Source organism: Croceitalea dokdonensis DOKDO 023 (assembly GCF_001306415.1).
Classification (GTDB): domain Bacteria; phylum Bacteroidota; class Bacteroidia; order Flavobacteriales; family Flavobacteriaceae; genus Croceitalea; species Croceitalea dokdonensis.
This window is the reverse complement of record NZ_LDJX01000001.1, coordinates 610,999-624,528: the sequence shown is the minus strand read 5'-3', so window position 1 is coordinate 624,528 and position 13,530 is coordinate 610,999. Positions and strand designations below refer to the sequence as shown.

Here is a 13,530-nt window from a genome sequence, read left to right as displayed (position 1 = left end):
TTAAAAATACGAAAACCTGAAACAGGTTTCCCTCTGCTAGGATATTACATGCTGCCATTATATTTGTATGCTGACGCCTTCTGTGTTGCTGTTGTTCTGTTTATCAAAATAAAAATCAATTTTCCCCAAATGGAGCCCATAGCACCCTACTTGATTCACCAAAACGGGCTTGCCCACCGCGTTAGTCCTTACATCTGGCTTATCCAGAAAAGTATGGGTATGTCCTCCAATGATTAAATTGGTATGGTACGTGGCACTCGCTAGACGGACGTCATCCGGGCGGTTAGGGTTACCTTCATAATCATATCCTAGGTGGGATAGGCATATAATTAGGTCACATCCCTCATCTTCTTTTAAGATCCGTTCCATGTCCAAAGCCACTTCATACGGATCTTCATACTTAGTCTCTTTATAAAGTTTTGGGGTTACCAATCCATCCAAGGCAATGCCAAGGCCGTAAACTCCAACCTTAACCCCATCAACCGTAAAGATTTTGTAAGGTTTGACCACCCCATCCATCACGGTGTTTTTGAAGTCATAATTAGCGGAAAGAAGTTCAAATTTGGCATGTGGTGTTTGGGCATAGAGCCCATCAATGCCATTATCAAAATCATGGTTACCAATGGTTGCTGCATCATACTTTAGTAGGCTCATGAGCTTGAATTCCAATTCACCACCGTAAAAATTGAAGTAGGGTGTACCTTGGAAGATGTCGCCTGCATCAAATAGGAGGGTATTTGGGTTTTCCCGCCTAAGTTGTGTCACCAAGTTGGCCCGTCTGGCCAAACCGCCAAGATTGGCATAGCGGGCATGGTCACTTGGAAAGGGGTCGATATGGCTATGCACATCATTGGTGTGCAAAATGGTTATTTTTTTTGTTCCGTTAGGCTTGCAAGAGCCAAGTTGCATTCCTGCAAGGCCCAAAAAAGCACCTGTAGCTGTTGTTTTGGTAATAAAGGAACGTCTTTTCATGGTATTTGTATAAAACGGTCGTCAACATTGGCCGTAATGGTATCCATTTTTTTAAAATAATCTATGATGGCATTACGCACCAGGTAATCAAGATTGGTAATGCCACTACGGTTCTTAAAAAACCCCATATCATCCCCACCTTGCACTAAATAGTCATTGGTAGCCACAAAGTAGGTTTGGTTTTCATCAAACGGTTTGCCGTTGATTTCCATTTTGGTAAAAGTATTGGAGCCCTCTACAATCAACTTGGTATTGGCCACTGGGTGGGCCCTTCCAGAATTCGCTAAAAACGTAAAGAGGTCTTTTACCGAAGTCCCGCTCATTTCCACGACCACAATCGTATTCTCAAAGGGCATAAATTGATAGGCTGTGCGTGCATTGACGTTTCCTTTGGAGATGATGGAGCGGATTCCACCATGGTTAAGCACCACAAAATCTATCTGTTTCCCTGTTCTAGATGTAAAAATGGGATTGGCCTGTTCCAAAATGGCATCTGCCAAAAAGTTTCCCGCCGACGTATTGCGTTCACCGTCGTTTTTGACCAGGTCCTTGGGAACATACGCCAAGGTACTGTCTAAAACGGCATCAATTCGCTTTTTATAGGGAGCTATAAAAAATGTGATGGAATCATTCCCTATAATGCTATCGGAAACGGTTATTCTTGAGGCTTCAACTTTAGTCAGTTGTTGGGGATGTCGTTGGCAACCTACAGATAAAAAAGTTATAAATATAACAAAATGTTTTATTTTTAAACCCATTAGCTAAAGTATCTTCGTATTCGGATCGTTGGGATATTACCTACATTTGCAAAAATGCATAATTCGTAGATGATATTTCGTGCTATCCAGGATAAATTTAAGGTTAAGTCAGGTCTTAAATATTTAGAAGATGAGTTGCCCAAAAGAAAAGTGCCGGAAAACAGGCAAAAGGGCATACGTTCCATAGCCTGTATTGTAGATATGGACCATTTTCCAAACGCAGAGAAGTTTAATGCGCTTAAAAAGGAATTTGGGTTGCCGCCAAATGCCATCCAGATCATTGGTTACAGAAGGGGACAGGATAAAAATACACCGTTCTCCATTCAATTTTATACCGATAGAGATCTTGGCTGGAACGGTTCCATTGAAAACAGCCATGTGGCAGAATTTACCAGTAGGGACTATGATCTACTCATCAATTATTATGCGGAAGACCTATTGATGCTTAAGCTATTGACCGTAAAGGTAAACGCAAGGTTGCGCGTTGGTTTTTCCGGGGTAGCGAACAATATCAATGATTTAATGTTCAAAACGGACCTAAATGACTTTACCACCTTTACATCAGAACTAAAAAAGTATTTAAGGATTTTTAAAGAGATTGATTGATGGACAATGTAATAGGTACTGGCGTAGCATTGGTTACCCCGTTTGACGTTAAAGGTGGGGTTGATTTTGACGCCTTGACCAAAATTGTGGAATATCAAATTGCCAATGGAGTAGACTACTTGGTTGTATTGGGAACAACGGGAGAATCCGTAACCTTGACGACAGAGGAGAAAAAAAAGATCATGGCCCATGTTTCCTTGATCAATGCCGGAAGATTGCCCTTGGTGGTTGGGGTAGGAGGGAACAATACCCTTGCAGTGGTAGAGGAATTGGCCACCATGGACTATATGGATTTTGAGGCTGTTTTATCCGTTTCCCCAGCCTACAACAAGCCAACCCAAGAAGGCATTTACCAACATTTTAAGGCGCTCTCTGAAGCGTCTAAATTGCCTATCATCCTTTATAATGTGCCCTCAAGAACGGGTAGTAATATGCTACCGGAAACTACCCTGCGCTTGGCAAGGGATTTTGACAACATCATTGGGATTAAAGAGGCTTGTGGCAATATGCCGCAATTGGATATGCTACTTAAACACAAACCTGATGGTTTCCATATTATTTCTGGTGATGATTTTACGGCATTGGCCACTGTTCTTGCGGGTGGGAGCGGGGTCATTTCAGTACTGGGCCAAGGGTTGCCCGGTCCATTCTCTAAGATGATCCAGCTGGGATTGCAAGGTGAATCTGAGCAGGCTTATGAAATCCACCAAAGCCTGCTAAACGGTATGCACTTAATTTTTGAAGAAGGCAATCCCGCGGGAATAAAAAGCGTTTTTGCAGAACTTGGTTTTATGAATTCCGCGGTGCGTCTTCCACTGGTGAAAGTTTCCGTGGATTTAAGAAAACGGATTGCGTCTTTTCTAAAGGCGTTTCAGCCTACCATTGCTGCCGCACGTTAAAGTTTGCTAAAAGCAGGCATGCCATAAACATATGGTGTTACTTTAATCGCTATAAAACTTTGATTTCTACTTAGAATCATTAATTTTGCAGGATGTTTTTAAAAATGGCAAGGCAGTTTACCGCAATGGTTTGCTTCTCTTTATTTCTTCTTTCGTGCAATGAGTACCAAAAGGTGCTCAAGAATACCGAGGTGAAGCCAAAGTATGATATGGCCGAGAAGTTTTATAATGATGGGGACTATATGCGCGCCAAACGGTTATTTGAGCAAATTATGCCAAAGTATGTGGGCAAGCCGCAAGGTGAGCGGGTCATGTTCTTTTTCGCGGATTCCTATTTTAAGGATGGGGATTACTATCTCTCTGGATATCAATTTGAGCGATTCATCAAATCCTACCCTCAAAGCGAAAAGTTACAAGAAGCCCTGTTTTTGGAAGCCAAGAGTTATTATATGGTTTCCCCAAAATACTCATTGGACCAGACGGATACCAACAAGGCACTTGCCAAGTTACAGAACTTTATAAATACCTATCCAGATTCGGAATATTTTGAGGAGGCCAATACCATGGCACAGGAACTTACCAGAAAAAAACAAAAGAAGGAAATTGAAATTGCCAAACAGTATGAAAAGATTGGTGAATTTGATTTGCCAAGGTTGGTTTCCGCTGTTGCGGCCCTTAATAATTTTATTAGTGAAAATCCTGGATCCATCTACAAAGAGGATGCCCTTTATTATCGATTAAAAGCGGCCACATTTTGGGCAGAGAATAGTATTTTCTCCAGACAACCAGAACGTTTTCAAGAGGCTAAAGACTTTTATGAGGATTTAATAAAGGCTTATCCAGATACTAAGTTTGAAAAAGAAGCTTCCAGTTTGCTTAAAAAAATTGAAAAAAACCTGAACAGGGACAAAGCCCTGTCCAAATAACCTAGTTGTAATTCTATGAACGATTTAAAAAACACCAAGGCGCCGGTTTCAACCATTACCCATAATAAGAACGAGTTTGATGCGCCCACAGAAAATATCTACGAGGCCATTTCCATTGCGGCAAAACGTGCAGTCCAAATAAATTCTGAAATCAAGAAGGAACTGTTGGAAAAGTTGGAGGAGTTTGCTACGTACAGTGATAGCCTAGAAGAGGTTTTTGAGAATAAAGAACAGATAGAGGTTTCCAAATTTTACGAAAAACTGCCAAAGCCACACGCCTTGGCGGTGCAGGAATGGTTAGATGACAAAATCTACCACAGAAATACGGAGAAAGACTCATAAATGTTAAGCGGAAAAAATGTTCTCTTAGGGATTACCGGGGGAATCGCTGCTTATAAAACAACGTTTTTAGTCCGATTATTGATAAAAGCTGGTGCTGAGGTCAAGGTAATCCTTACCCAAAGTGCCAGCTCTTTTGTTTCTCCCTTAACGCTCTCTACCCTGTCCAAAAATCCCGTACTTATGGATTTTGTTAAGGAAGAGGATGGGAGTTTGTCTTGGAACAACCATGTAGACCTTGGCCTGTGGGCAGATATTTTCCTCATTGCCCCTGCCACGGCAAACACACTTTCTAAAATGGCCACTGGCAATTGTGATAATTTGCTCATGGCCACCTACCTTTCCGCTAAATGTCCGGTATTTTTTGCTCCGGCAATGGATTTGGATATGTACAAACATCCTTCTACCAAACAATCATTTAGGCAATTGTTAAGTTTTGGCAATACCATGATTCCCGCGGAGACTGGCGAATTGGCCAGTGGTCTTAGCGGCGAAGGCAGGATGGCAGAACCAGAAAACATCCTCCTTTTTTTAAAAAGGTCCTTGGCGGCGGGGTTGCCCCTAAACGGTAAAAAGGTTTTAATTACCGCGGGTCCAACGCATGAAGCTATTGACCCTGTGCGGTATTTAGGTAATAAATCCACGGGTACCATGGGTTTTGAACTGGCCAAGAAGGCTGCTGATCTTGGGGCTCAGGTGTTTCTAATTGCTGGTCCTACCGCCCTTACCGTTGCACACCATTCTATTTCGCTTATCCGTGTGACCTCTGCCGAAGAAATGTACCAAGCGGTGCACCAGCGTTTCGCTACGGTAAATATCGCTATTGGTGCGGCAGCGGTAGCAGATTATCGGCCTAAAGAAATTGCGGTCCAAAAAATTAAAAAAAAGAGCGATGCACCACTGACTCTGGCATTGGAACGTACCAAGGATATTTTGGCCGATATGGGCAAGCAAAAAGTACACCAGTATGTGGTGGGGTTTGCCCTGGAATCCCAAGATGGTCTAAAAAACGCCAAAATCAAACTTCAAAAGAAAAACCTTGATGCCATTGTGTTAAATTCCCTAGAGGATTCAGGGGCCGGTTTTGGTAGCAACACTAACAAAGTCACTTTTATAGACAAGAATTTGGTGGTTAAAGCGTTTAATTTGAAGGCGAAGTCAGAAGTAGCTTCCGACATTTGGGCAGAAATTATTCAGCGGATAGATGCGTAAAACAATTCTCTTATTAGTGTTGATGTGTGTGAATGCCATAAACTACGGGCAGGAACTTAATTGTGAGGTCACCGTAAATGCAGATCAGATTGCACAGACTAACCAACAGGTATTTGAGACCTTGGAACGCGAAATTGCGGATTTTGTCAATAAAAGCAAATGGACCAACAGGATTTATGAGGAGAATGAACGTGTAAATGCCCGGATTTTTATCACCATAACGGAGTTTGATTCCGATAGGTTTGAGGCTACCCTGCAGGTACAATCCTCTAGACCGGTATTTAACACCGCTTATGACACCTCTGTTTTTAATTATAAGGACAATGCCTTTAATTTTCAGTATCAGGAATTTGAGCCTTTGGTCTATAATCCAAATTCGTTCGACTCTAACCTTGTTGGCGTGTTGGCCTTCTATGTTTACATTATTCTAGGTTTGGATGCCGATACATTCGCATTGCAAGGAGGTGATGACTTCTTTAGGGAGGCGCAGAATATCGTTACGCAAGCACAGGGCACCAATTTCTCTGGTTGGGCACAGGAAACCGGGGAACGGACCAGGTTTGAACTGGTGGACAACCTCATGTCCAACACCTTTAGGGAATACCGCATCGCCATGTACAATTACCACCGCAAGGGACTGGATATTTTGGGAGATAACAATAGTAATGGCAAACAGGTCATCGCTGGCAGTTTGCGCCTATTTGAAACTTTGATAAAACGTAGGCCAAACGCCTTTTTGATACAAACTTTTTTTGATGCCAAAGCCGAAGAAATCCAGAATATTTTTTCCGATGGACCAAAGGTGGATATCGTAAAATTAAAAGAAAGCCTAAACAAGGTGGCACCGTTTTATTCCAATACCTGGAATAAAATCAAGTATTGATATATTTCCCGTCTATCAACTATCTTTGCGCACTTAAATGCGATAGGTAGTGCTAAACCAACTTTCCATACAGAATTATGCCTTAATTGATGCCCTTGAGGTGCATTTTAATCAAGGTTTTACCACCATCACGGGGGAAACAGGTGCTGGAAAGTCTATACTGCTAGGCGGCCTGTCCTTGGTCTTGGGTAAACGTGCAGACCTATCCGCCCTAAAGGAAAATTCAAGAAAATGCGTCATTGAAGCCCAGTTTGGTATTGCGGGTTATGGGCTGCAACCGTTTTTTAAAGTCAATGATCTGGACTACGAGCCACAGACCATACTTAGAAGGGAGATTTTACCAAGCGGCAAGTCTAGGGCCTTTATCAACGATACTCCGGTAACCTTGCAGATATTATCCAGTTTAGGGTCACGGTTGGTGGATGTACACTCCCAGCACCAAACCATGCAGCTTACGGAGAATGAGTTTCAGTTTAGGGTGTTAGATGCCCTCGCTGACAACGGCAAGCTGCTGCAAGATTACACCATTAACCTGCAAGAATTTAAAAAGGTGGAAAAATCCTTAAATTCCTTACTGGACAAAAAAGCAAATACCTTAAAAGAGTTGGATTATAATACCTTTCTCCTAGAAGAATTGGAAAAGGTAACGTTAAGAAGTGGCATGCTGGAAGCCTTGGAGGAGGAGCAGGAACAATTAAGTAACGTAGAAGATATTATGTTACTGTTGAGCCAAAGTGATCAGTTGCTCAATGAAGAGCAAATTGGGTTGCTGGCCAGTTTAAATGGCTTGCAACAAGCTTTTCAAAGATTAAAAGGTTTTGGCCAGTCCTATGCTTCCTTGAACGAGCGCATACAGGCTGTTCGTATTGAGTTGGATGACATAAGAGGTGAGTTGGATACATTAAAAGACGGGGTTGAGGCCGATCCACAAAGACTTGAAGAGGTCAATGGCGTGTTGCAACAACTAAACGATTTATTTAAAAAACATCAGACCGATAGTGTGGAGGGCCTTATGGCCATTAAGGAAACCTTATCGGACAAGGTAGCAATCTCGATAACCATTGATTCTGATATTGAGGCCCATGAGCAACAACAAGAAAAAATTAGGCTACAATTAGAAAAATTGGCTAGCGAGATTAGAAGCAGGAGGAAAGCCGTTATTCCTGAACTTAAAAAATCGCTTCATGAACGTATGTCCTCCTTGGGGATGGCTGCGGCCCAATTTAAGGTGGAAATTCAAGAGGCCAGTGATTTTAAACCAAACGGAAAGGATAACTTAAGTTTTTTGTTTTCGGCCAATAAGGGGTCTTCTTTTGGAGCGCTTAAAAAAGTGGCCTCTGGAGGGGAGTTGTCCAGGATCATGTTGACCATAAAATCCATTTTGGCCAAGTATGAACAATTGCCCACCTTAATGTTCGATGAGATTGATACTGGGGTCTCTGGCGAAATTTCGAATAAAATGGGGGATATTATGCAGGAAATGGGGGAATCCATGCAGGTTTTCTCAATAACACATTTGCCACAAGTAGCCGCCAAGGGCGCTTCACAGTTCAAAGTGTTCAAAACAGTGGAGGGAAATACTACAGCAACGGGAATGAGGCTTTTGACCAAAGAAGAACGCGTCCAAGAACTGGCCGAAATGCTCGGGGGTAAAAACTTAACAGATTCTGCCCTTGCACATGCAAAACAGCTTTTGGGCTAAAGCATTCTTTTTTAAATATCTTTGTTGATAAACCAATTTTAAACTACATGGCATATAATTTATTAAAAGGAAAACGCGGGATTATTTTTGGAGCCTTGGATGAAAACTCCATAGCTTGGAAAACAGCGGAAAGAATTCATGAAGAAGGGGGAACCTTTGTTTTAACTAACGCTCCCATTGCAATGCGCATGGGGCAAATAAAAACTTTGGCAGAGAAAACAGGCTCGGAGATTATCCCTGCCGATGCCACCAATGAGGAAGATTTGGAAAACTTGGTGACCAAATCCATGGAAATTTTAGGGGGAAAACTGGATTTTGTGTTGCATTCCATTGGGATGTCCGTTAATGTGAGAAAAGGTAGGGCCTATACGGATGAGAAATATGATTTTACGGCTAAAGGCTGGGATGTATCTGCACTTTCCTTCCATAAAGTGATGCAGTCTTTGTACAAGGCAGATGCTATGAATGAGTGGGGCAGTATTGTGGCATTAACATATATGGCTGCCCAACGGACCTTCCCAGATTACAATGATATGGCAGACAATAAAGCCTATTTGGAGTCTGTTGCCCGTAGTTTTGGTTATTTCTTTGGAAAGGAAAAGAAAGTACGTGTCAATACCATATCCCAATCGCCAACCCCAACAACCGCGGGACAAGGGGTTAAAGGTTTTGATGGTTTTATTGCCTATGCTGAAAAAATGTCGCCCTTGGGCAACGCCACTGCTGCCGATTGTGCGGATTATACGGTATCCTTGTTTTCAGACCTAACCCGTAAGGTGACCATGCAAAACTTATTTCATGATGGCGGATTTTCCAATACCGGCGTGAGTCAGGAAGTTATAGATGTTTTTACCGAGTAGCCGCTTTTAATGGAATTTGGGTCCAGATGGCGTCTTAGGTGATAGGAAAGCAATAACAAACAGGCCATCCCCGTGAAGGGATGGTTTTTTTACAGCATCCTTTGCTCGGTTGCTTTTTGTTGTTTTAAATGCTAATCAACCCTTGTTGGTTTGGTGAATAAAAATTGATGGAGCAGTATTTTTCTTTTATCATTCCTGTTTACAATCGTCCTCAAGAGATTAAAGAGCTTTTGGATAGCATACTCCGTTTAAATTACCAAACACCTTTTGAAGTTGTTATTGTTGAGGATGGTTCTGGCATCGCATCATATGACGTTGTGGAATCTTTCAAAAAACAATTAGATATATCCTATTTTAGAAAGGAAAATACTGGCCCAGGTGATTCTAGAAACTTTGGTATGAAAAGGGCTAAGGGCAATTACTTCATCATTCTTGATTCTGATTGTTTGCTACCGGAAAACTATTTGAAAGAAGTAGAAAAAGAGCTTTCTACCAAATACGTGGATTGTTTTGGCGGGCCAGATGCGGCGCACGAGTCTTTTACGTTAACCCAAAAGGCTATTAATTATAGCATGACCTCTTTTTTTACCACGGGCGGTATTAGGGGAGGAAAAGCCCAACTGGACAAGTTTCAGCCCCGTAGCTTTAATATGGGTATTTCTAAAAAAGCCTTTGAGGCTACAGGCGGATTTGGAAATATCCATCCAGGTGAAGACCCTGACCTTACATTTAGAATCTGGGATTCCGGATTTGAAACCCGGCTGTTTTCCAAGGCCTATGTCTATCACAAAAGACGTGTCAATTGGAACAAGTTTTTCACACAGGTACATAAGTTTGGAAAAGTAAGACCAATTTTGAACACTTGGCATCCTGGCACTCGTAGGATTACCTACTGGTTGCCCACGGTTTTCTTTTTAGTTTTTTGTTTGGGCCTTATTTTATTGCTCTTAGGGAACAGTTTTTTAATATGGGCTTATATACTGTATTTTTTGGCCGTGCTGTTACACGCAACCACGCAGAATAAGAGTGTTCTTATTGGAGTTCTTGCAGTATTTGCCACTATGGTTCAATTATTTGGGTATGGTATAGGATTTCTTACGTCCACGGTTTACCTTATGGTAGGAAATAAGCCAGCAGAACAGCTATTTCCTGAATTGTTTTTCACCAAAAATCAAAGCTAGTGAGGTCATTCTTTAGGCAAATCAATAAACGTAAGTTTAAGATGTTTCTAGTTTTTTTAGCTGCATCCTCCCTGGCTTGGACCATTAGTCAACTGTCCGAAACCTACGAAGCTAGGGCCGTATTTCCCGTACAGATGCAACACCTTCCAGATAGTTTGTTGTTAGATGCTGAGGTTACTCCCATGTTGAGTACTAAACTAAGAAGCAGTGGATTTCAATTTTTAAGATACGCACTTTGGAGTAAAACCCTAGTGGTAGATGTTCAGAAGGTTAAAGAGGTTGACGGTAATTTTTACTTAACGGATGAACAGTTAAAACCCCAACTAGAAAGACAACTACCAAATAATGTATCCCTCTTGCCGCTCGATCAAAGGCGATATATGCTCAACCTAGACAAGGTCATGGTGAAAAGGGTTCCGGTAAAGCCTAGATTGGAGCTACAATTGGCTCCAAACTATATATTGAGGGAAAAATTATCGCTAAGACCGGATAGCGTTACCATAAAAGGTCCGGTGGCAGAGTTGTCAGGTATCCAAAGTATTGAGACTGAACCATCGAAACTGGAAAATGTAACGGCCAATTTCTCTAAAAATGTGCAATTAGTTGCTCCCGAAGGTTTTGTAAAAAGTGAACTTTTGGAGGCTACCACAGAAATTTCTGGGATAGTTGAAAGCTTTTCAGAAAAAGAGTTTGAACTAAGGATTATACCGTTAGAAGTGCCAGAAGGGTATCGGGCGCGTATTTTTCCCAGTACCGTAAAGTTAATTTGCAAAGCCAGTATGGATAGGTTAAAGGTATTGTCTTCTGGTGATTTTAAGGTAGTGGTTAATTTGGGGGCCATGCAAGCTGGAAGCAACATATTGCCCTTACATCTTGCAAAGTCTCCAAAAGAAGTATATTCGGTACGTTTGTTGCACGACAACGTGGAATTTGTATTGGAAAAATTATGATAGTAGGGCTTACTGGAGGTATTGGTAGTGGAAAAAGCACGGTGGCACGTTTTTTCATGGATTTAGGTGTCCCAGTTTATGATTCCGATTCAGAAGCAAAGCGGTTGATGAATACCTCAAAACATCTACGGAAGCGCATCGTTTCCTTATTTGGTGAACAAGCGTACCATGGCCAAACATTGAACAAAAAGTATCTGGCCTCGGTGGTTTTTGCAGATGACGAGCAACTGGATAAACTCAATGCAATAGTACATCCTGCCGTTAGGAGCCATTTTGAAGCATGGGCAAAAAAGCAGCAGTTTGCCTATGTTATCCAAGAAACCGCCTTGATTTTCGAAAATAACGCTCAAGAACGCTACGATGCCGTAATCCTCGTGGTATCGCCTTTAGAAACAAGAATAAAGCGGGTTATGGAGAGGGATGGGGTGCAAAAAGAGATGGTATTGGAACGGATGTCGCATCAACTTTTAGACGCGGAGAAAATGCCTTTGGCCAATTTTGTGATTACCAACACAGACTTGGAAATAACAAAAAAAACCGTTCTTGAAATTCACGCCCAGTTATTAAAATTTAGTCATAAAATCTAAATTTTAACATTTTTGTTAAGGTTAGGTTAAACGCTGATTTGCCTAAATGTTAAATCTCTAATTTTACTTCAATGAACAAAAAACGGTTTGTTCTTCTAGTGGTTTTAATGAGTTTGTCGCTCATTGGTATCATTTCTGTTCAGGTGTACTGGATTCAACAATCTGTTGATGATAAAAGAGAACAATTCTCCAGTGCCGTTGAGGACGTTCTTGATAAGGTTGCCCTTAGGGTAGAAGCAAGGGAACGTAAGGATTATTCAGATAAGTTAGCGGAGCTCATAGACAGTGTAGGCAAACCAAAGAGTTCACAGTATAACAATATCTTTTTCGTAGATAGGGATATTAGTTCGGATGAAATAAAGTTTTATCAGCATGGTATCCTAGAGGAGGATTACGGAGTTTCCTCCATGTTCTTTGACAGTGACAGTGGAAATGATTCCACCTTGATTAAAAGTTTTACCAGTAAGCGGACCACTACGATTTTTAAGGAAGATTTTGGATTGGACGGCAAACGGTACGGGCTTACACCAATAGAAAAGATTGAAAGAATAGGAAACCTATCTTCCATTGAAAAGGCCCAGTATGACGATTTGTTTCGGGAAATGGCCAAAAAGAAACCCATACATGAACGTATATCCAATGCGGAGATAGAATTGTTGTTGGGAGATGAACTTCAAAATAGAGGGGTTGGTATAGATTTTGAATATGGTATCTATAGTCAAGGTTTTCCCACTAAGGTGAAGTCCAAGAAATTTAAGTTTGCAGAGACTTCCATTTATGAAACCCCCATTTTTAGGGATAGTGAGGGCAAAACAGACTTTTCATTACTGGTTTCCTTTCCAAAGAAAAAGAAGTTTTTGTTCAATAGCGTGATGACCATGGCGGTGCTCTCCCTGTTGTTCACCTTAGTCATCGTAATCGCATATTCTAGTGCCATTTATCAATTGATACAGCAGAAACAGATTTCTGAAATTAAGTCTGATTTTATCAATAATATGACACACGAGTTTAAGACGCCAATTGCCACCATAAACTTGGCCGTTGAGGCCATTAGAAACCCCAAGTCCATTGAGGACAAGGACAAGGTGTTGCGTTACTTGGGAATGATACGCGATGAGAACAAACGCATGCACGCCCAGGTGGAAAATGTACTACGGATATCTAAATTGGAAAAAAATCAGCTTGATATCAGTAAGGACAGGGTAGACCTGCACGACATTATAACGGATGCCATAGCGCACGTGGAGCTTATTGTTGAGGACAGGGGGGGATATATACATACAGATTTAATGGCAGAGCGTAGTGAGGTATTGGCCAACGAAATGCACTTTACCAATGTCATCGTAAATATTTTGGACAATGCCGTTAAGTATTCTCCAGAAGCACCAAAAATTAACGTAATGACGGAGGTGGTAAAGAATTCCATTGTCATTAAAGTAGAGGACCATGGAGCTGGCATGAGCAAGGCGGTCTTAAAGAAAGTATTTGAAAAGTTCTACAGGGAACACACGGGAAATTTACACAATGTCAAAGGTCACGGTTTAGGTCTGGCATATGTGAAGAAAATAGTAGATGATCATCAGGGTGAAGTATATGCAGAAAGTGAAAAGGGTAAAGGAAGTACTTTCTACATTAAGTTGCCTTTAATTTAAAAG

Annotated in this window: 14 protein-coding genes; 12 read left to right on the top strand and 2 right to left on the bottom strand. The window is 41.4% G+C overall.

Going from position 1 to position 13,530, the window contains the following annotated elements; all coding sequences use genetic code 11:
* Positions 1 to 57: 57 nt before the first annotated feature.
* Complete coding sequence (locus I595_RS02660; RefSeq protein ID WP_054557832.1) at positions 58 to 972, bottom strand: metallophosphatase; 915 nt, start codon at positions 970 to 972, stop codon at positions 58 to 60.
* Positions 969 to 1,730, bottom strand: a complete 762-nt coding sequence (locus I595_RS02655) for a 5'-nucleotidase C-terminal domain-containing protein (RefSeq protein ID WP_054557831.1) — start codon at positions 1,728 to 1,730, stop codon at positions 969 to 971. Before I595_RS02655 ends, I595_RS02660 begins: the two co-directional genes overlap by 4 nt.
* Positions 1,731 to 1,799: 69 nt before the next feature.
* Between I595_RS02655 and I595_RS02650 the strand changes: the two genes are divergently transcribed.
* The 12 genes from I595_RS02650 (at position 1,800) to I595_RS02595 (ending at position 13,527) form a co-directional block, all read left to right on the top strand.
* Positions 1,800 to 2,336: a DUF6913 domain-containing protein gene (locus I595_RS02650; RefSeq protein WP_054557830.1), complete on the top strand. Its 537-nt coding sequence runs from the start codon at positions 1,800 to 1,802 to the stop codon at positions 2,334 to 2,336.
* The gene (gene dapA / locus I595_RS02645) at positions 2,336 to 3,235 is read left to right on the top strand and encodes a 4-hydroxy-tetrahydrodipicolinate synthase (RefSeq protein WP_054557829.1); all 900 of its coding nucleotides are present in this window, start codon (positions 2,336 to 2,338) and stop codon (positions 3,233 to 3,235) included. The genes I595_RS02650 and dapA overlap by 1 nt, the downstream gene beginning before the upstream one ends.
* 92 nt (positions 3,236 to 3,327) lie before the next feature.
* Positions 3,328 to 4,161 carry an outer membrane protein assembly factor BamD gene (locus I595_RS02640; protein ID WP_054557828.1) on the top strand — a complete coding sequence of 278 codons (834 nt, stop codon included), beginning with the start codon at positions 3,328 to 3,330 and terminating at the stop codon, positions 4,159 to 4,161.
* Positions 4,162 to 4,176: 15 nt separating this feature from the next.
* The gene (locus I595_RS02635) at positions 4,177 to 4,503 is read left to right on the top strand and encodes a DNA-directed RNA polymerase subunit omega (RefSeq protein WP_054557827.1); all 327 of its coding nucleotides are present in this window, start codon (positions 4,177 to 4,179) and stop codon (positions 4,501 to 4,503) included.
* Complete coding sequence (gene coaBC, locus I595_RS02630) at positions 4,504 to 5,712, top strand: bifunctional phosphopantothenoylcysteine decarboxylase/phosphopantothenate--cysteine ligase CoaBC (RefSeq protein ID WP_054557826.1); 1,209 nt, start codon at positions 4,504 to 4,506, stop codon at positions 5,710 to 5,712.
* Positions 5,705 to 6,595 (top strand): type IX secretion system protein PorD, encoded by an 891-nt coding sequence (gene porD / locus I595_RS02625; protein ID WP_054557825.1) that lies wholly within the window; start codon positions 5,705 to 5,707, stop codon positions 6,593 to 6,595. The genes coaBC and porD overlap by 8 nt, the downstream gene beginning before the upstream one ends.
* 49 nt (positions 6,596 to 6,644) lie before the next feature.
* Positions 6,645 to 8,297, top strand: a complete 1,653-nt coding sequence (gene recN / locus I595_RS02620; RefSeq protein WP_054557824.1) for a DNA repair protein RecN — start codon at positions 6,645 to 6,647, stop codon at positions 8,295 to 8,297.
* Between the two features lie 47 nt (positions 8,298 to 8,344).
* Complete coding sequence (locus tag I595_RS02615) at positions 8,345 to 9,157, top strand: enoyl-ACP reductase FabI (RefSeq protein ID WP_054557823.1); 813 nt, start codon at positions 8,345 to 8,347, stop codon at positions 9,155 to 9,157.
* 167 nt (positions 9,158 to 9,324) lie between these two features.
* Positions 9,325 to 10,338 (top strand): glycosyltransferase family 2 protein, encoded by a 1,014-nt coding sequence (locus I595_RS02610; RefSeq protein WP_054557822.1) that lies wholly within the window; start codon positions 9,325 to 9,327, stop codon positions 10,336 to 10,338.
* A gap of 41 nt (positions 10,339 to 10,379) precedes the next feature.
* Entirely contained in the window at positions 10,380 to 11,288 is a 909-nt protein-coding gene (locus I595_RS02605; protein ID WP_054557821.1) for a CdaR family protein, read from the top strand.
* Positions 11,285 to 11,875 (top strand): dephospho-CoA kinase, encoded by a 591-nt coding sequence (gene coaE, locus I595_RS02600; protein ID WP_316934154.1) that lies wholly within the window; start codon positions 11,285 to 11,287, stop codon positions 11,873 to 11,875. Before I595_RS02605 ends, coaE begins: the two co-directional genes overlap by 4 nt.
* Before the next feature lie 71 nt (positions 11,876 to 11,946).
* A complete protein-coding gene (locus I595_RS02595; protein ID WP_054557819.1) occupies positions 11,947 to 13,527 on the top strand; it encodes a sensor histidine kinase in 1,581 nt (526 codons plus the stop codon).
* Positions 13,528 to 13,530: the final 3 nt, after the last annotated feature.